The sequence below is a fragment of the Streptomyces sp. DSM 118878 genome (assembly GCF_052936595.1).
The window spans coordinates 4,693,573-4,710,041 of the sequence record NZ_CP193622.1; the positions used below are offsets into that span (position 1 = coordinate 4,693,573).

Here is a 16,469-nt window from a genome sequence, read left to right on the forward strand (position 1 = left end):
AGCCGCCGGGCACGGGCCGAGGACCGTGCGGAAGCCGGATGGAACCAAGTCCCCCACTTGTCCCGTCACATCGTCATGCACACGCAGCGTCTGACCCTGACCCTGACCGCGCTGGCCTCCGCCGGGCTGCTGCTCACCGCATGCGGCACCGAGTCCGGAGCCGGCTCCGACGGCGGCTCCGCCGACCGGTCCGCGGGGAGCGCGCCGGCCATCACCGGCATCCGGTGGAACGTCGACAGCGTGACCGTGGGCGGCAAGAAGCACGAGGCACCGGACGGCGCCCACCTCAAGATCGGCAAGGACGGCCGGGCCGGCGGCAGCTTCGGCTGCAACCACGCCGGCGCCGACGTGAAGATCGACGGCGACCAGTTGGCCTTCTCCGAGACGCAGATGACGGACATGGCCTGCACGGACGGCGACCGCATGGCGTTCGAGAAGAGCCTCGCCGACACCTTGGGCAAGCAGAAGCTGACGGCGAAGGTCGACGGCGACCGGATGACCCTGACCTCCGCCAAGGGAGACCACGTGGACCTCACCTCGCGCGCCGAGGAGCCCGACGCCCCGCTGACCGGCACCAAGTGGACGGTGAACGGCGTCGGCGACGGCCGTACGACGGCGTCCCTGCCCAAGGACCTGACCGACAAGGTCCACCTCACCTTCGGCAAGGACGGCAAGGTCCGCGGCAACCTCGGCTGCAACACCGTCTCCGCCACGGCCGAGGCCAAGGACGGCCGCATCACCTTCGGCGCCCCCGTGACCACGCGCAAGATGTGCCCCGGCGAGGCGATGAAGACCGAGCGCAGGCTGCTGAAGCTCTTCGACGGCACGGCGCGCTACGAGGTGAGCCAGGACACCCTGAAGCTGACCGCGGCCGACGGCACGGTCGTCGACGCGAGCGCCGGCGACTCCGCGAAGGACAAGCCCGGGAAGAAGTAAGAGCCTGTGTCACACAGGCTCTTGGGGCGGCCACCGTGATTACGGTCCGTGCAGGGTACGTATCCCCAATTCGGACCCGTGGTCGATCTCGCCTACACTCGATGACGTGCCACGTGGTGACGGTCGACTCAATCACGATCTGCTCCCCGGCGAGAAAGGCCCCCAGGACGCTTGTGGCGTCTTCGGGGTCTGGGCTCCGGGTGAAGAGGTCGCCAAGCTCACTTACTTCGGGCTGTACGCCCTCCAGCATCGAGGCCAGGAGTCCGCGGGAATCGCGGTCAGCAACGGCTCCCAGATCCTTGTCTTCAAGGACATGGGGCTCGTCTCCCAGGTCTTCGACGAAACGTCTCTCAGTTCGCTCCAGGGTCATATCGCGGTCGGTCACGCCCGCTACTCGACCACCGGAGCCTCCGTATGGGAGAACGCCCAGCCGACGTTCCGTGCCACCGCGCACGGCTCCATCGCGCTCGGGCACAACGGCAACCTCGTCAACACGGCCCAGCTCGCCGAGCTGGTCGCCGCGCTGCCGAAGGAGAACGGCCGGGCGACCCAGGTCGCCGCGACCAACGACACCGACCTGGTGACGGCTCTCCTCGCGGGCCAGGTGGACGAGGACGGCAAGCCGCTGACGATCGAGGAAGCGGCCCCCAAGGTCCTCCCGGACGTGCGGGGCGCCTTCTCCCTCGTCTTCATGAACGAGCACACGCTGTACGCGGCCCGCGACCCGCAGGGCATCCGCCCGCTGGTCCTCGGCCGCCTGGAGCGCGGCTGGGTCGTCGCCTCGGAGTCCGCCGCGCTCGACATCTGCGGCGCAAGCTTCGTCCGCGAGATCGAGCCCGGTGAGTTCGTCGCGATCGACGAGAACGGCCTGCGAACGTCCCGATTCGCGGAAGCGAAGCCCAAGGGCTGTGTCTTCGAGTACGTCTACCTGGCGCGTCCCGACACGGACATCGCCGGCCGGAACGTCTACCTCTCGCGCGTCGAGATGGGCCGCAAGCTCGCCGCCGAGGCCCCCGCCGACGCCGACCTGGTCATAGCGACCCCCGAATCCGGCACCCCCGCCGCGGTCGGTTACGCGGAAGCCTCCGGCATCCCCTTCGGTGTCGGCCTGGTGAAGAACGCCTATGTCGGCCGGACCTTCATCCAGCCCTCGCAGACGATCCGCCAGCTCGGCATCCGCCTCAAGCTGAACCCCCTCAAGGAAGTCATCAAGGGCAAGCGCCTGGTGGTCGTCGACGACTCGATCGTCCGCGGCAACACCCAGCGCGCCCTGGTCAAGATGCTCCGCGAGGCCGGCGCCGCCGAGATCCACATCCGGATCTCCTCGCCGCCCGTGAAGTGGCCCTGCTTCTTCGGCATCGACTTCGCGACCCGCGCCGAGCTCATCGCCAACGGCATGACGATCGACGAGATCGCCAAGTCGATGGGCGCCGACTCCCTCTCGTACATCTCCATCGACGGCATGATCGAGGCCACGACCATCGACAAGCCGAACCTCTGCCGTGCCTGCTTCGACGGTGAGTACCCGATGGACCTGCCCGATCCCGAGCTGCTCGGCAAGCAGCTCCTGGAGACGGAGCTGGCCGCCGGTCCGGCGTCCACGGCAGCGGCCGACGCGATCCGTCGCCCGTAAGCCCACGTAGTAACGACACGAAAGCTCTCATTCACCATGCCCGAGACCACTGGTGCCAGCTACGCAGCCGCAGGCGTAGACATCGAGGCGGGCGACCGCGCCGTCGAGCTGATGAAGGAGTGGGTCAAGAAGACCCAGCGGCCGGAGGTCGCGGGCCTCGGCGGCCTCGGCGGCTTCGCCGGGCTCTTCGACGCCTCCGCCCTCAAGCGCTTCGAGCGCCCCCTCCTGGCCTCCGCCACCGACGGCGTCGGCACCAAGGTCGACATCGCCCGTCAGATGGGTGTCTACGACACGATCGGCCACGACCTCGTCGCGATGGTCATGGACGACATCGTCGTCTGCGGTGCCGAGCCGCTCTTCATGACCGACTACATCTGCGTCGGCAAGGTCCACCCCGAGCGCGTCGCCGCCATCGTGAAGGGCATCGCCGAGGGCTGCGTCCTCGCGGGCTGCTCGCTGGTCGGCGGCGAGACGGCGGAGCACCCGGGCCTGCTCGGCCCGGACGACTTCGACGTCGCGGGCGCCGGCACGGGCGCGGTCGAGGCCGACCGCCTGCTCGGCGCGGACCGCATCCGTACGGGTGACGCGGTCATCGCCATGGCGGCCTCCGGTCTTCACTCGAACGGGTACTCGCTCGTCCGGCATGTGGTCTTCGACCGCGCGGGCTGGACCCTGGACCGCGAGGTCGAGGAGTTCGGCCGCACGCTCGGCGAGGAGCTCCTGGAGCCCACCAAGATCTACTCCCTGGACTGCCTGGCGCTCACCCGCACCACGGACGTCCACGCCTTCAGCCACATCACCGGCGGCGGCCTCGCGGCGAACCTCGCCCGCGTGATCCCGGACGGCCTGCACGCGGTCGTCGACCGCGGCACGTGGGCGCCGGGCGCGGTCTTCGACGTGGTCGGCAAGGCGGGCGGGGTGGAGCGCCTGGAGCTGGAGAAGACGCTGAACATGGGCGTCGGCATGATCGCGATCGTCCCCGAGGAGTCGGCGGACGCGGCGCTCACCACCCTCGCCGACCGCGGCCTGGACGCCTGGGTCGCCGGTGAGATCACCGAGCGCGGCGAGCACACCACGGGCGCGGCCCTGATCGGTGACTACGCGAAGTAAGCCGGTGGGGCGGCCCGGACGGGTCGCCCCCGAGGCAGCACAAAACCCGGTCCGGTGTGGTGACCACCCCGGACCGGGTGAAGCGCGGACGGCCTACAGGCGAACCGCGAACGCCGCTTGCGCGACTACTGCTTGTGCAATTGCTGCTTCGAGCAACGAGGTCAAGCGCCGCGGCGCTGCGACGACGGACCGGACTCTTCGTCCTCGTCCGCGTCGTCGTTATACAGATCCGCGTACTGGGCGTACGGGTCGTCTTCCTCGTCGTCGTCGTCTTCGAACGGCTCGCCATTCGGCGGCTGTTGCGAAGTCGAAGCGCCCAGCTCATTGGCCAGACGCGAGAGGTCAGTCCCGCCGCTGCTGTACTTCAGCTGGCGGGCGACCTTCGTCTGCTTGGCCTTTGCCCGGCCGCGCCCCATGGCTCGACCCCCTCGGATACGGGGCTCGACGGCCCCAGAGTCTTGACACGCGTTCATGATCTAGAACGGTCTCTCCTCGGAGAGACCGGTCCGTAGGGCTTCCACGGTACCTGCTCCTGCGGCCATACGGTACGTCGCCCGCAGGACGCGCCTCGGCGCAGAACCATCGAGGAGCCCCGTCCTCGCTGGTCAACTGCGATTTTAACCTCTTCTTGCCGGGCGACCCGCCGACGGGGGTGAGTCTTGTCTCTCGCTCCCGTCGGCGGGGCAGTCTCAGCGGGCGTCAGCCATCCGCTGCTCGGCGATCCTGTCGGCCGCGGCGGCCGGCGGAATGCCGTCCTTCTTTGCGCGAGCGAATATGGCGAGCGTGGTGTCGAAGATCTTCGATGCCTTCGCCTTGCACCGGTCGAAGTCGAACCCGTGCAGCTCGTCGGCGACCTGGATCACGCCCCCCGCGTTCACCACGTAGTCCGGCGCGTAGAGGATCGCCCGGTCGGCGAGGTCCTTCTCGACGCCCGGGTGCGCGAGCTGGTTGTTGGCCGCGCCGCACACCACCTTCGCGGTCAGAACGGGTACGGAGTCGTCGTTCAGGGCGCCGCCGAGGGCGCAGGGCGCGTAGATGTCGAGGCCCTCGGTGCGGATCAGCGCGTCGGTGTCGGCCACCGCCGTCACCGACGGGTGCCTGTCGAGGATTCGGTTCACCGACTCCTCGCGCACGTCCGTGACGACGACCTCGGCGCCGTCCGACAGGAGGTGCTCGACGAGGTGGTGCCCGACCTTGCCGACGCCCGCGACGCCGACCTTGCGGCCGCGCAGGGTCGGGTCGCCCCACACGTGCTGGGCCGAGGCGCGCATGCCCTGGAAGACGCCGAACGCGGTGAGCACCGAGGAGTCGCCGGCGCCGCCGTTCTCGGGGGAGCGCCCGGTGGTCCAGCGGCACTCACGGGCGACGACGTCCATGTCCGCGACGTACGTACCGACGTCGCAGGCCGTCACGTACCGGCCACCCAGCGAGGCGACGAAGCGGCCGTAGGCGAGGAGCAGCTCCTCGCTCTTGAGCTGCTCGGGGTCGCCGATGATCACTGCCTTGCCGCCGCCGTGGTCGAGCCCGGCCATGGCGTTCTTGTACGACATGCCGCGGGCGAGGTTCAGCGCGTCGGCGACGGCCTCCTCCTCGCTCGCGTACGGGTAGAAGCGGGTGCCGCCGAGGGCCGGGCCCAGGGCGGTGGAGTGGAGGGCGATGACGGCCTTGAGGCCACTTGCACGGTCCTGGCAGAGCACTACTTGCTCATGGCCGCCCTGGTCCGAGTGGAACAGGGTGCGCAGGACGCCGTTGTCTGCATCGGTCACTGTGGTGACTCCCGGTCGAGTAGCGGCGGTGGGCGGGCTCCCGGACGGGTGGCGGGGCCCGATGGGCATGAGACTAGAGCCTGATCGGCGTTGGCACGATCACCCGGGTTTTCCGGCCTGTACGCGGGGGAGAGAGCAGCAGTGCCCAAGGTGTCATCGGTGACGGTCCCGTACGCGTCCTACTTGCGTGTCTATGAGCCACTGGCCGCCTTCCCCGAACCGGAACGCGGCCACTGGGTCCGCTATGCGCGGCGCGCCGACCGCCCCTCGTACCAGGACGAACTCCGCCGTTCGCTGGCGGACCTCGTGTCCACGCCGCCCGTGCCCGTGCCGGTGCACGAGAGCGGCGACGCGTTCGTACTGGAGATCGACGGGGTGGTCTGCGTCTGCCCGTGGCGGACCCGGCTGCGGGGCTGGCAGGCGATGGGGGACCTGCCCGATCAGTTGCCGACCCCGGTCCTCGACGCGGTGCTGCCCCCGGTGCTGCGCCGCCAGACGGCCGCGGACTACGAGGAGTGGCGGGTCCGCAACCCCGACGCCCGGCCCTGGATCCGTACCTCCACGTGGCAGGTGCCCCTGCACTGGTTCGTCCTCGTCGCGGACGAGGAGCGGGACTACGAGCCGTGCGCGGGGCAGGGCCGCCCGCCCGTGCTCCGCTACCGCACCCCGATGGTCGAGGCCCGCCGCCGGGTCGCCCGCGGCCTGCGGGCGCTGCGGGACGCCCTGGACGACGCGCCGCTCGTCGAGGGGCTCATGGACGTGGGCCGGTGGCTGGAGGAGTTCCACCCGCGCTCCCTGGTCGAGGTGGACTACGGAGGGCTCGTGCACGCCGTCCCCGCCGACGAGCTGGACGAGGACCACTCGGCGGCCGATGTGGCCGAGGGGATCGAGGCGCTGCGCAAGGGCGACGGGGAGGTGGCCGGCGAGGCGTATGCGAGGCTCGTGGAGCGGTGGCGGGCGATCCGGCACCTCCAGTTCGCGAACTGACCGTTCGGCCGGACCCGACCGCGGGACGTAGGTCCCGATCCGGGCCTTTGCCTCAAGCGTGATGGACCGCACTTACGGGGCTCTTGCGCCGATCACCCTTCCTCGTGCCAAAATAGGACAAGGAGTCCGGGGAGGTCTCCATCCGCCCAAGTGTGGGCGGATTACTCTGCATTGCACGCTATGGGGGGTCCTGTTGACTCCTGATCGCTCTGTGACTGATCGTCACGGCTGCGTGACTGTCCGCTATGGCATGGTCCATCGGCTTCCGTCGGTGATGAACACCTGGGAGGGCAATTCCATCGGTTTGGCCGACGTGGCTGGACGGATGGTGTAGTTGTAGTGCCGAGGACAAGCCGTTCGTCCTATAACCGACTCGACTCGCGTCCGCCATTTCGGGCAACGCGGGTCAAGGTGCAGAATTTAGAGGAATGAACCGAGAAGGTTCGGTTCTCCCGAGGAGGCCGCTCATGACCGCTCGCACCCCTGATGCCGAGCCGCTGCTGACCCCGGCTGAGGTCGCCACGATGTTCCGCGTCGACCCGAAGACGGTGACGCGCTGGGCCAAGGCTGGCAAGCTCACGTCGATTCGCACACTCGGCGGACACCGCCGGTACCGCGAGGCTGAGGTCCGCGCACTGCTCGCGGGTATTCCGCAGCAGCGCAGCGAGGCCTGAACCAAGGTTCAACCAGCAGTAACTCGTACAACTCGGGCGAAGAGCACCACTACTGCCGGGTCCCCCAACCTGGTCGTACGTCCGACATATGGCTACACGCGACGCGGGTCCCGCCCCAACGGGAGCCACGCCTGAACTTGGGTGAGTCGTTCGATCGCGCTGGACTCCGCCGGGTCCAGCGCGATCTTTTTTGTGCGCCCGGGGGTGTGGGCCGGCGTGGCCGTGAGCGGCCTTGTTGGTCTCTGTGGGGGCCTTCGGCGAGGCCTCCCCGGCCCGCGGGGGAGTTGCCCCCGGGGTCCCTGGGGAGGGGGTGCGGGGGCCGCTCTCCGGATGGTTCTCCGGATGGTGCAATTGCACATATTAAATTGGCCTGTTGTATGAAGGGTGTAAGTTCGGGTGTTGGTAAAACTGGTTCGGTGACACCCGTCACACACCGCGTGTCTTGTTGCGCGCGATGCCGCTGCGCTAAAGGGATTTGAGCGGTCCGGTGAGGCCTCCGCCTCCAGCCTCCCACCGTGCGGGTGGGCCGCGCGCCGGCTTTGGTCATACGTCGGGAGGACTTTCGTCCCCGCTCGACTTCCCGCTCGGCTCCCCGCTCGACTCCCCGGACTTCTCCGCGGGCGGCTCCTGCTCCTGCCCTTGCCCCTGCCCCTGCTTCTCGCCCTGGTCTTCGCGTGCGGCCTCCTGGCGGACGAAACCGGTTCCCGGAGCCTCACACCCGTCGGAGCCCGCCTGAGAGGGCTCCAGGGCGAGCCTGAGGAGCCGGTGGCAGATGGGGCAGTGCCGCGTCAGGTGGCGGTAGCCGGTGGCTGCCGCGAGGTGCGCGCGGAGCAGGGCGCGCGTCTCGTGCCGAGCGGACGCAGAAGAAGCGGACATGCGTCACCTCCGTGGGGGCCTCCCGCGGCTCCCTGCTGCCTGGGTACCGGCGGAATGTGACGGAGTCAAGATGCGGGGGCCCTGCCGGCCGGCCACGGGCACGTCTTCGGGCCGCGACGGTCCTATGACGGGGCCACCGTCCCGTAGGGGCTGTTGGTGCCTCTGGGGGAGGCGGGCACTTCTTCGGGGAGGCGGGCGCGGCCTCGGTGGGCGCGGCCTTGGTGGGCGCGGCCTTGGTGGGCGCGGCTTTGGGGAGGTGGGTATGCGAGAAGCGGGCCGCTTCCTTTCGGATGCGGCCCGCTTCGATGCTGCGGTCCTGACGGGATTTGCTGTGTCTGATTGCGGCTTCGCCGCGGGCGCGGCCTCGGGGGAGTCGGGCACTTCTTCGGGGGGGGGGCGGGCGCGGCCCTCGGTGGGCGCGGTCTTGGTGGGCGCGGCCTTGGGGAGGTGGGTATGCGAGAAGCGGGCCGCTTCCTTTCGGATGCGACCCGCTTCGATGCTGCGGTCCTGACGGGATTTGAACCCGCGGCCTCCACCTTGACAGGGTGGCGAGCACTCCAAACTGCTCCACAGGACCTTGCTCGCAGTGCTTGTTCGTGCGTTGCGCTGCGAGACAGGACTCTACAGCAGTGCAGGCCCGGCGGTCGAACTCACCCCTGGTGGCCGGGCCGTCACGGGGCGGCGGCGTCGATGGCCTTGACGATGCGCTTGTCCGAGACGGGGTACGCCGTGCCGAGGGCGTGCGCGAAGTAGCTGACGCGGAGCTCCTCGATCATCCAGCGGATGTCCAGGACCTCCCGGGGCACGGGCCTGCCCTGCGGCAACTGCTCCAGGAGCCACAGGTATTCGTCCCGCATCTCGTGGACCTTCTCCATGCGGCTGGTGTCCCGCTGGACATTGGTCGGCATCTGCTGGAGCCGCCGGTCCGCGGCCACCATGTACCGCATCAGGTCCGGCAGCCGCCGCAGCCCCGTCTCCGTCACGAACCCCGGCTTGATGAGGAAGTTCAACTGCTCCCGCACATCGGAGAGATTGGCGAGAAGCGTCGGGCTCTTCGTCGACTTCAGGCGCCGCTCGCACGCCTGCCAGGCCGCGAGGACCTCCTGGACCTGGCCGACCGCCCGTACCGTCGTGTCGACGATGTCGGCGCGCACCTTGTCGAAGAGCTTGCGGTAGGGCTCCTCGTCCCAGACGGGCCCCCCGAAGTCACCGATCAGCTTGTCCGCCGCGGCCATCGCGCAGTCGTCGAAGAGCGCCTGGATGGAGCCGTGCGGATTGGCGGACAGGGCGATCTTCTGCTGGTTCGTCAGCTTGTCCGAGGCGAACTTGCCCGGGTTGACCGGGATGTTCAGGAGGATGAGGCGCCGCATGCCGCGCCACATGGCCTGCTGCTGCTCCGCCTCGGTGTCGAAGAGGCGTACGGACACGGTGTCGCCGTCGTCCACGAGCGCCGGATAGGCCTTGACCGGCTGGCCCGCCCGCCGGGTCTCGAAGACCCGCGAGAGGGAGCCGATGCTCCAGTCCGTGAGCCCGGAGCGCTCGACCGCCGCGCCGCCCGAGCGCTCCGCCGTCGCGGCGGCCGCCTGGGAGAGGGCTTTACGGGCCTTCGGCTTCAGGCGGAGCTTGAGCGCCTCCAGGTCCTTGTCCTCGGCGAGCTTCTTGCGCCGCTCGTCGGTGATCCGGAACGTGATCTTCAGGTGGTCCGGTACGCGCGTCAGGTCGAAGTCGCCGGGCGCGACCGGCACGCCCACCATCCGCTGGAGCTCCCGGGCGAGCGTGACGTGCAGCGGCTCCTGGAGGGGCACGGCGCGGTCCAGGAAGGCCTTCGCGAAGTTCGGCGCCGGCACGTAGTTGCGGCGGATCGGCTTCGGCAGGGAGCGGATCAGCTCGATGACGACGTCCTCGCGCAGGCCGGGGATCTGCCAGTCGAAGCCCTCGTCCGTGACCTGGTTCAGCACCTGGAGCGGGATGTGGACGGTCACGCCGTCCGCGTCGGCGCCCGGCTCGAACTGGTACGTCACCCGGAACTTCAGCGCGCCCTGCCGCCACGAGTCGGGGTAGTCGTCCTTGGAGACGTCCCCCGCCTTCTCGTTGATCAGCATCGACCGCTCGAAGTCGAGCAGTTCGGGCTCCTCGCGCTGCCGCTTCTTCCACCAGGCGTCGAAGTGCGCCCCGGAGACGATGTCTTCGGGCACCCGCTGGTCGTAGAAGTCGAAGAGCGTCTCGTCGTCGACGAGGATGTCGCGGCGCCGGGCGCGGTGTTCGAGCTCCTCGACCTCGGTCAGGAGTTTGCGATTCGCGGCGAAGAACTTGTGGTGCGTGCGCCAGTCGCCCTCGACCAGCGCGTTGCGGATGAACAGGTCGCGGGAGACCTCGGGGTCGATGCGGCCGTAGTTCACCTTGCGGTCGGTGACGATCGGGACGCCGTACAGCGTCACCTTCTCGACCGCCATGACCGCCGCCTGGTCCTTCTCCCAGTGCGGCTCGCTGTACGTGCGCTTCACGAGGTGCTCGGCGAGCGGCTCGACCCACTCCGGCTCGATGCGCGCGTTGACCCGCGCCCAGAGGCGGGACGTCTCGACAAGCTCGGCGGACATGAGGAAGCGCGGGGGCTTCTTGAAGAGCGCCGAACCGGGGAAGACCGCGAACTTCGCGTTGCGCGCGCCGATGTACTCGTTGCGCCCGCCGCCGCGCTGCTTGGAGTCGCCGTCCCTGGCGGGCTTGGACTCCTTGGACTCCTTCACGTCCTTCATCCCGATGTGGGACAGCAGACCCGCGAGGAGGGAGATGTGCACGTGCTGCTCGGGGGCGTCTTCCTCGTTGAGGTGGATGCCCATCTGCTTGGCGACCGTACGGAGCTGCGAGTAGATGTCCTGCCATTCGCGAATGCGCAGGAAGTTGAGGTACTCCGCCTTGCACATGCGGCGGAAGGACGACGAGCCGCGCTCCTTCTGCTGCTCGCGGATGTACCGCCACAGGTTGAGGAAGGCGAGGAAGTCGCTCGTCTCGTCCTTGAAGCGGGCGTGCTGCTGGTCGGCCTGTGCCTGCTTCTCGGCCGGGCGCTCGCGCGGGTCCTGGATGGAGAGCGCCGCCGCGATCACCATGACCTCGCGCACGCAGCCGTTCTTGTCGGCCTCAAGGACCATGCGGGCCAGGCGCGGGTCGACGGGGAGCTGGCTGAGCTTGCGCCCCTGCTGCGTGAGCCGCTTCTTCGGGTCCTTCTGGGTGGGGTCCAGCGCACCCAGCTCCTGGAGGAGCTGGACGCCGTCGCGGATGTTGCGGTGGTCCGGCGGGTCGAGGAAGGGGAACTTCTCGATGTCGCCCAGACCGGCCGCGGTCATCTGGAGGATGACGGAGGCGAGGTTCGTGCGGAGGATCTCCGGGTCCGTGAACTCCGGGCGCGAGACGAAGTCGTCCTCGCTGTAGAGGCGGATGCAGACGCCGTCCGACGTACGCCCGCAGCGGCCCTTGCGCTGGTTGGCGCTGGCCTGGCTGATCGCCTCGATGGGCAGCCGCTGGACCTTCGTACGGTGGCTGTAGCGGGAGATGCGGGCCATGCCCGGGTCGATCACGTACTTGATGCCGGGGACGGTCAGGGACGTCTCCGCGACGTTCGTCGCGAGGACGATCCGTCTGCCCGTGTGCTGCTGGAAGACGCGGTGCTGCTCGGCGTGCGAGAGCCGGGCGTAGAGGGGAAGGACCTCGGTGAACCGGTAGTTCTTCTTGTTCAGCGCGTCCGCGGTGTCGCGGATCTCGCGCTCCCCGGAGAGGAAGACGAGGATGTCGCCCTTGCCCTCGGCCTGGAGCTCCTCGACGGCGTCGGTGATCGCGGTGATCTGGTCCCGGTCGGTATCGTCGCCGTCCTCTTCGAGGAGCGGGCGGTAACGGACCTCCACCGGATACGTACGCCCGCTGACCTCGACGATCGGCGCTTCCCCGAAGTGCCGGGAGAAACGCTCGGGGTCGATGGTCGCGGACGTGATGACGACCTTCAGATCCGGACGCTTGGGCAGCAGCTGCGCCAGATAGCCGAGCAGGAAGTCGATGTTGAGCGAGCGCTCGTGGGCCTCGTCGATGATGATCGTGTCGTACGCGCGCAGCTCGCGGTCCGTCTGGATCTCGGCCAGCAGGATGCCGTCCGTCATCAGCTTGATGAACGTCCCGTCCGGATTCACCTGATCGGTGAAGCGGACCTTCCAGCCGACGGCCTCGCCCAGCGGCGTGTCCATCTCCTCGGCCACGCGCTCGGCGACCGTGCGCGCGGCGATGCGGCGCGGCTGCGTGTGGCCGATCATGCCGCGCACGCCACGGCCGAGCTCCAGGCAGATCTTGGGGATCTGCGTGGTCTTGCCCGAGCCGGTCTCGCCCGCGACGATCACGACCTGGTGGTCGCGTATCGCCTCGGCGATCTCGTCCTTCTTCTGGCTGACAGGGAGCTGTTCGGGGTACGTGATCGCCGGCACGCGGGAGCGGCGCTCGGCCATCCGGGCCTCGCCCTTCTCCACGTCCGCCGAGATCTCGGCGAGGACGGCGGCGCGAGCCTCGGGCTTACGGATCCGGCGCGCACCCTCCAGCCGCCGGCCGATCCGGTGCTCGTCGCGCAGCGAGAGCTCGGACAGACGGGGGGCGAGGGTGTCGAGGGTGAGGGCGGGCTGCGTAGACATACGGCCCCCAGGATCTCACCCGCCGCTCGGCGGTGGCGAACCGATTTCCCGCGGGGCGCGGCCCGGCCGTTACGATTCCGGACATGCCGACCCGCGTACGCACGCTCCGGAGCCCCCTGGTGGTGCTGCTCCTCGCCGTGCTCGGGGTCGCGTCGGCGCCGGTGACCGCCGTGTCCGCTTCTGTCTCCGCTTCCGCGTCCGCATCCTTCTCCGCTTCCGATTCTGCTTCGGCTATCGCTTCTGTTTCCGGTTCCGGCCACGACGGGTCCGGCCAGGACCGGCCCGGCTGCGGGCGAGGCGGGCAGGACGGCCTGGACGACCCCGCGCAGCCGCCGCGCCCCAGCACCTCGCACGAGCTGCTGCCCGCTCTGCACGAGGCGCACGGCGGCAGCGGCTCCTGGGGCGGTGACCAGGCGGTTCTCGATCTGACTCCGGTGCGGGGGCCGCCCGAGCCGATACCGCTCTCCCCCTTCGACCTCTCGGTCCTGCGCGTATAGGAGGCCCCTGATCCAGGGGCCCTTCATCGACGTACACGGAACGAGAGAACACAGCCATGCCCAAGAACGGCACCAAGCCCGGTAGTGACAACAAGAAGAGCCGCAACATCGCCATCGGCGCGGGCGTCGCCGTCGCCGCGGTGCTGCTCGGCGTCGCCTCGTACACGGCGACCAAGCCCGACGACTCCTCCGGCAGCACCGTGACCGAGGAGGCCGCGGGCGCCGGGCCCACCGAGGCGGACGCGCAGGCCGGCGTCTACCCCGAGCTGGAGAAGCTCGCCAGGCGCGACGCCGGGGACCCGCTCGCGCAGGGCGACGCGGACGCGCCCGTGGTGATGGTGGAGTACGCCGACTTCAAGTGCGGCTTCTGCGGGAAGTTCGCCCGCGACACCGAGCCCGCCCTCGTCAAGAAGTACGTCGATGAGGGCACCCTGCGCATCGAATGGCGCAACTTCCCCATCTTCGGCGAGGACTCCGAGCGCGCCGCGCGCGGCGCCTGGGCCGCGGGGCGCCAGGGCCGCTTCTGGCAGTTCCACCAGGCCGCGTACGCCAAGGGCAGCAAGGAGAAGGGCTTCGGGGACGACCGCCTGAAGGAACTCGCCGGGCAGGCAGGGGTCAAGGACGTCGGGCGCTTCGCGAAGGACGCGGGCAGCGCCGGGGCCGAGGCGGCCGTCAAGAAGGACCAGGAGGAGGCCTACGGCCTCGGGGCCACCTCCACGCCGTCGTTCGTGATCAACGGGCGGCCCGTATCGGGCGCCCAGCCGGACCACGTCTTCGCCCAGGCGATCGAGGCCGCCGCCAAGTCGGCGAAGACCTCGGAGTCCGGCGGGAAGAGCGCGGGCGGCTCGCGGTGACCGCCGACGTCGGGTACTTCGCCGCGTTCCTCGGCGGCCTGCTCGCCCTCGTCAGCCCGTGCAGCGCCCTGCTGCTGCCCGCCTTCTTCGCGTACTCGATCGACTCCACCTCCCGCCTCGTCGCGCGCACCGGCATCTTCTACGCGGGACTCGCGACGACCCTGGTGCCGCTCGGCGCGGCCGGGTCCGTCGCCGGGCGGTTCTTCTTCGGCCACCGCGACCAGCTCGTGCTCGCCGCCGGGTGGCTGATCATCGGCCTCGGTCTGCTCCAGATCCTCGGCATGGGCTTCGCCTCGCGGAAGATGGCGGAGCTCTCGGGGCGGATCAGGCCGACCACCGCGTTCTCGGTGTACGCGCTGGGGGCGGTCTACGGCCTCGCGGGCTTCTGCGCGGGGCCGATCCTCGGCAGTGTCCTGACGGTGGCGGCGGTCAGCGGCAGCCCGGTCTACGGAGGCCTGCTGCTCGCGGTCTACGCCCTTGGCATGGCCGTGCCGCTCTTCCTGCTGGCCCTGCTCTGGGACCGCTTCGACCTGGGGCGGCGCCGGTGGCTGCGGGGGCGGACTTTCCGGCTCGGGCGGTTCGAGCTGCACACGACCTCGCTGCTGTCCGGCCTCTTCTTCATCGGCCTCGGCGCGCTCTTCCTCGCGTACGACGGGACGACCGCCCTGCCCGGTCTCCTGGACGTGGACGACTCCTTCGCGGTGGAGCAGTGGGCGGGGGGCCTCGGCAGGGCCGTGCCCGACTCGGTGCTGCTCGTCGGGGTCGTGGTGCTGGTGGCGGCGGTGCTCGTGGTGCGGGGGTGGCTGCGGGGACGCTCCCGCTCCCGCTCGGACTCCCGTTCGGGCTCCCGTTCGGGCTCGGCTTCCGGCTCGGTCGAGGCTGAGCAGGGGTGAGTCCGTTTTAGGTGGTTTAGCGTGGTTCGTATGTCTCACCCGGCACCCGAATCACCCCAGCCACCTGAGCCACCCCAGCCACCCCAGTCGTCCGAACAGCACGGCGCGCACGGGCGGGTTCCCACCATCGGAGAGCGGTGGTCCTCGTTCAAGGAGTCACCGTTCCTGCCCGCGCTCGTGCTGGTCTTCATCCTGGCGGCGGCCGCCGGGCTCTTCGCGGGCTCGTACACGTACTCCATGGCCAAGCCGACGCCCCACCACGTACCCGTCGCGGTCGTCGGCGACCAGGAGTCCGAACACGGCAAGGCCTTCCTCGACGGCATGGAGAAGGCCCTGAACGCCTCGCTGGAGGTGAAGGAGTACGCCTCCTTCACCGGGGCGCGGGGGGACGTGGACGAGCAGCGGGTGTTCGCGATCGTGGACGTCAGGCGCGGCGGCGCCGACGGGGTGACGCTGAACCTCTCCGGGGCCTCGGGCGCCTCGGTCGCCCAGGTACTCGCCGAGACCGCGCCGAAGGTGGGCGAGGAGGCCGGCGTCCCGGTCACGGTCAAGGACATCAAGCCGCTCCAGGAGGGCGACCCGCGGGGCCTCGCGATCTTCTACATCTCGCTGGCGGCGGTGATCATCGGCTTCGTGGGCGCGATCCAGCTCAGCGTCCACGCCCGGGGCCTGAACCCGGCGGAACGGATCGGCTTCACGGTGCTCTACGCGCTCCTCGGGGCGTTCGTCATCGCGGCGGTCGTGGACTGGTGGCTGGGCGCGCTGGACCTGCCGTTCGTGGAGTCGTGGCTGATCCTGGCGCTGACGCTGTTCACGTCGGGGATGGTCTTCACGATGTTCAACACCCTCTTCGGGCGGTGGGCGATGCTCCCGACCTGGGGCCTCATGGTGCTGCTCGGCAACCCGTCGTCCGGCGGAGCCGTGTCGTGGCCGCTGCTCCCCTCGGTGCTCGGACACATCGGCCAGTGGCTGCCGCCGGGGGCCTCGGTCAACGCGCAGCACACGGCCGTCTACTTCGGCGGACACCAGCACGCGTTCCCGTTTTTGGTCCTCGGGGGCTGGGCGCTGCTCGCCTGCGCCGTCTTCTGGGTGTGGCGGCACCGCCATCCGGGTGGCAGGAACGGCGGACGCGCGCACGCCCCGGCGCACGCGGCGGCATCGGGCGCCACGATCGCCTGAGCCCCTGACGCTCGTACGGATGACGCTCGTACGGACCTGACACTCCCGAGATCCTGCCGGTGACACGACGAAGGCCCCGTCCAGTGGACGGGGCCTTCGGTGAGAGTGGCTGGGGCCGGGATCGAACCGGCGACCTATCGCTTTTCAGGCGATCGCTCGTACCAACTGAGCTACCCAGCCACGCGATCCGCGTGGAATCGCAAGCGGTCCTGACGGGATTTGAACCCGCGGCCTCCACCTTGACAGGGTGGCGAGCACTCCAAACTGCTCCACAGGACCAAGCATTGTGCGAGCACTAGTCTCGCACAAGGTGTTGCGTGCCCCCAACGGGATTCGAACCCGTGCTACCGCCTTGAAAGGGCGGCGTCCTGGGCCACTAGACGATGAGGGCTAAGGGCCC

General features: G+C 69.6%; 13 protein-coding genes and 4 tRNA genes. 9 read left to right on the plus strand and 8 right to left on the minus strand.

Annotated features, from left to right (window positions below):
- The first annotated feature begins 75 nt into the window (after positions 1 to 75).
- The 3 genes from ACRAKF_RS20890 to purM all read left to right on the plus strand — a co-directional run bounded on the left by ACRAKF_RS20890 (position 76) and on the right by purM (position 3,679).
- Complete coding sequence (locus tag ACRAKF_RS20890) at positions 76 to 936, plus strand: META domain-containing protein (RefSeq protein ID WP_447038736.1); 861 nt, start codon at positions 76 to 78, stop codon at positions 934 to 936.
- A 106-nt stretch (positions 937 to 1,042) separates the two neighbouring features.
- On the plus strand, positions 1,043 to 2,569 hold the full coding sequence (gene purF / locus ACRAKF_RS20895) for an amidophosphoribosyltransferase (protein WP_447038737.1): 1,527 nt from the start codon (positions 1,043 to 1,045) through the stop codon (positions 2,567 to 2,569).
- Between the two features lie 36 nt (positions 2,570 to 2,605).
- A complete protein-coding gene (purM, locus tag ACRAKF_RS20900; RefSeq protein ID WP_447038738.1) occupies positions 2,606 to 3,679 on the plus strand; it encodes a phosphoribosylformylglycinamidine cyclo-ligase in 1,074 nt (357 codons plus the stop codon).
- 161 nt (positions 3,680 to 3,840) lie between these two features.
- Here the strand turns inward: purM and ACRAKF_RS20905 are convergent, their stop codons facing one another.
- Positions 3,841 to 4,095, minus strand: coding sequence for a DUF3073 domain-containing protein (locus tag ACRAKF_RS20905; protein WP_447038740.1), 255 nt, complete (start codon positions 4,093 to 4,095; stop codon positions 3,841 to 3,843).
- Positions 4,096 to 4,368: 273 nt separating this feature from the next.
- On the minus strand, positions 4,369 to 5,445 hold the full coding sequence (locus ACRAKF_RS20910; RefSeq protein WP_447038741.1) for a Leu/Phe/Val dehydrogenase: 1,077 nt from the start codon (positions 5,443 to 5,445) through the stop codon (positions 4,369 to 4,371).
- A 141-nt stretch (positions 5,446 to 5,586) separates the two neighbouring features.
- On the opposite strand from ACRAKF_RS20910, the gene ACRAKF_RS20915 reads away from it, so the two are divergent.
- Positions 5,587 to 6,432, plus strand: a complete 846-nt coding sequence (locus tag ACRAKF_RS20915) for a hypothetical protein (RefSeq protein ID WP_447038742.1) — start codon at positions 5,587 to 5,589, stop codon at positions 6,430 to 6,432.
- 467 nt (positions 6,433 to 6,899) lie between these two features.
- Positions 6,900 to 7,106 carry a developmental transcriptional regulator BldC gene (gene bldC / locus ACRAKF_RS20920; RefSeq protein ID WP_003949541.1) on the plus strand — a complete coding sequence of 69 codons (207 nt, stop codon included), beginning with the start codon at positions 6,900 to 6,902 and terminating at the stop codon, positions 7,104 to 7,106.
- 543 nt (positions 7,107 to 7,649) lie between these two features.
- Here the strand turns inward: bldC and ACRAKF_RS20925 are convergent.
- The 3 genes from ACRAKF_RS20925 to hrpA all read right to left on the minus strand — a co-directional run bounded on the left by ACRAKF_RS20925 (position 7,650) and on the right by hrpA (position 12,646).
- Positions 7,650 to 7,982 carry a DUF6274 family protein gene (locus tag ACRAKF_RS20925; RefSeq protein WP_447038744.1) on the minus strand — a complete coding sequence of 111 codons (333 nt, stop codon included), beginning with the start codon at positions 7,980 to 7,982 and terminating at the stop codon, positions 7,650 to 7,652.
- 502 nt (positions 7,983 to 8,484) lie between these two features.
- A tRNA-Asp gene (locus tag ACRAKF_RS20930) sits at positions 8,485 to 8,559 on the minus strand.
- 94 nt (positions 8,560 to 8,653) lie between these two features.
- Positions 8,654 to 12,646: an ATP-dependent RNA helicase HrpA gene (hrpA, locus tag ACRAKF_RS20935; RefSeq protein WP_447038745.1), complete on the minus strand. Its 3,993-nt coding sequence runs from the start codon at positions 12,644 to 12,646 to the stop codon at positions 8,654 to 8,656.
- 83 nt (positions 12,647 to 12,729) lie between these two features.
- Between hrpA and ACRAKF_RS20940 the strand changes: the two genes are divergently transcribed.
- Genes ACRAKF_RS20940 through ACRAKF_RS20955 form a run of 4 tightly spaced genes read left to right on the plus strand, consistent with a single transcriptional unit; the run spans position 12,730 to position 16,069 of the window.
- A complete protein-coding gene (locus ACRAKF_RS20940) occupies positions 12,730 to 13,143 on the plus strand; it encodes a hypothetical protein (protein ID WP_447038746.1) in 414 nt (137 codons plus the stop codon).
- 56 nt (positions 13,144 to 13,199) lie between these two features.
- Positions 13,200 to 13,997, plus strand: coding sequence for a DsbA family protein (locus ACRAKF_RS20945; protein ID WP_447038747.1), 798 nt, complete (start codon positions 13,200 to 13,202; stop codon positions 13,995 to 13,997).
- The gene (locus ACRAKF_RS20950) at positions 13,994 to 14,890 is read left to right on the plus strand and encodes a cytochrome c biogenesis CcdA family protein (protein ID WP_447038749.1); all 897 of its coding nucleotides are present in this window, start codon (positions 13,994 to 13,996) and stop codon (positions 14,888 to 14,890) included. Before ACRAKF_RS20945 ends, ACRAKF_RS20950 begins: the two co-directional genes overlap by 4 nt.
- 30 nt (positions 14,891 to 14,920) lie before the next feature.
- Entirely contained in the window at positions 14,921 to 16,069 is a 1,149-nt protein-coding gene (locus ACRAKF_RS20955) for an ABC transporter permease (RefSeq protein WP_447038750.1), read from the plus strand.
- A 106-nt stretch (positions 16,070 to 16,175) separates the two neighbouring features.
- Here the strand turns inward: ACRAKF_RS20955 and ACRAKF_RS20960 are convergent.
- From ACRAKF_RS20960 to ACRAKF_RS20970, 3 genes are all read right to left on the minus strand, one after another.
- Positions 16,176 to 16,249 (minus strand) — tRNA-Phe (locus ACRAKF_RS20960).
- A 24-nt stretch (positions 16,250 to 16,273) separates the two neighbouring features.
- A tRNA-Asp gene (locus tag ACRAKF_RS20965) sits at positions 16,274 to 16,348 on the minus strand.
- Positions 16,349 to 16,387: 39 nt separating this feature from the next.
- A tRNA-Glu gene (locus ACRAKF_RS20970) sits at positions 16,388 to 16,460 on the minus strand.
- Between the last annotated feature and the right edge of the window lie 9 nt (positions 16,461 to 16,469).